The sequence below is a fragment of the Sphaerisporangium sp. NPDC005288 genome (assembly GCF_040607475.1).
Taxonomy (GTDB): Bacteria; Actinomycetota; Actinomycetes; order Streptosporangiales; family Streptosporangiaceae; genus Sphaerisporangium; species Sphaerisporangium rhizosphaerae.
The window spans coordinates 1-1026 of record NZ_JBEXGT010000122.1; the positions used below are offsets into that span (position 1 = coordinate 1).

Annotated in this window: 1 protein-coding gene; it reads left to right on the plus strand. The window is 71.2% G+C overall.

What is annotated here, in order from left to right; all coding sequences use genetic code 11:
* Positions 1 to 115 precede the first annotated feature (115 nt).
* On the plus strand, positions 116 to 1026 hold a 911-nt coding region (locus tag ABZU32_RS40970; protein WP_354932201.1), incomplete at its 3' end, for a Gfo/Idh/MocA family oxidoreductase.

Below are 1026 nucleotides of genomic sequence, written 5' to 3' on the forward strand. Positions count from 1 at the left end.
GACCTGGTCGAGCAGCAGGTGCCGCAGTCGGTCACGCTGACGTCGGAGACCATCACCAAGGACAACGCGCAGAAGTATCTGCCGCTCGGATTCGAATCCTGATTCGGGGGTTTTCGTGACTGACACCAGGGCCGCACTCGGGGTCGGCATGGTCGGGTACGCGTTCATGGGGCGCGTGCACTCCCAGGCGTGGCGCAGCGTGGGGGCGTTCTTCGACCTGCCGGTGACCCCGGTCATGGCCGCGCTGTCCGGTCGTTCCGGCGACCGCACGGCCGCCGCCGCCGCGAGCCTCGGCTGGGCCGCGGTCGAGACCGACTGGAAGGACCTCGTCGCGCGGGACGACGTGCAGATCGTCGACATCTGCACGCCCGGCGACTCCCACGCCGAGATCGCCATCGCGGCGCTGGAGGCGGGCAAGCACGTCATCTGCGAGAAGCCGCTGGCCAACACCGTGGCCGAGGCCGAGGCGATGGTCGCGGCCGCCGAGCGCGCTGCGGCGCGGGGCGTGCGCAGCATGGTGGCCTTCAACTACCGGCGGGTCCCGGCCGTCGCGCTGGCCCGCCAGTGGGTCGCCGAAGGGCGGCTCGGGCGACTGCGGCACGTCCGCGCCCAGTACCTCCAGGACTGGATCGTCGACCCGCAGTTCCCGCTGGTGTGGCGGTTGCAGAAGGACAAGGCGGGGTCGGGCGCGCTCGGCGACATCGGCTCCCACATCGTGGACACCGCCCAGTACATCACCGGGCAGAGCCTGACGGGCGTGTCGGCCATCACCGAGACCTTCGTCAAGGAGCGGCCGCTGGCCGAGGAGTCGGCCGGGCTCGCCGCGGACGCCTCCGAGGGCGCCGGGGAGACCGGCACGGTCACCGTCGACGACGCGGCCCTGTTCCTCGGCCGGTTCTCCGGCGGCGCCGTGGGGTCGTTCGAGGCGACTCGTTTCGCCAGTGGGCGCAAGAACGCGATGCGCATCGAGGTGAACGGGGAGCTCGGGAGCCTGGCCTTCGACTTCGAGTCGATGAACGAGCTGTG